Source organism: Psychrobacter sp. 1U2, assembly GCF_051847575.1.
Genome location: NZ_JBPYDC010001703.1, coordinates 1 through 539, shown reverse-complemented (window position 1 = coordinate 539; position 539 = coordinate 1). Strand labels below are relative to the sequence as shown.

Genomic DNA, 539 nt, shown 5'->3' with positions numbered 1-539 from the left:
GCAAAGGCTTCATGAATCTCATAAAAGTCAAAGTCTTGTAGAGTAAGACCAGCACGCTCAAGCATACGCGGTACTGCATAGGCTGGTGCCATTAATAAACCTTCTTTGTTACCAGATTTACCAATAAAATCAACAGCTGCTGTTTCTTGGTGAACGATATAAGCTAAAGGCTTAAGACCATGTGCTTCTGCCCACTCATCATTGGCTAGCAGTACACAAGAGGCACCGTCAGTCAGTGGTGTTGAGTTGGCCGCTGTCATGGTCGGGTTGGCATTCTTTTTACCAAATGCTGGTTTAAGCTTACCCATTTTTTCAAGAGTAGAGTCTGGGCGTAGGTTATTATCGCGTGTCAGACCCTTATAAGGCGTAATAAGATCATCAAAGAAGCCTTCATCGTAAGCACGTGCCAAGTTTTTGTGACTATTAAAAGCCAATTCGTCTTGATCTTCACGGCTGATGTTCCATTCAAGAGCAGTAATCGCTTGGTGTTCACCCATAGATAAGCCAGTACGCGGTTCACCGTTTTGTGGTGATTCAAT

1 protein-coding gene is annotated in these 539 nt (G+C 43.8%); it reads right to left on the bottom strand.

The features are described from left to right. Window positions 1-539: thiolase family protein (locus ACS8FD_RS23975; protein WP_459252189.1), on the bottom strand; the 539-nt coding region annotated here is incomplete at both ends.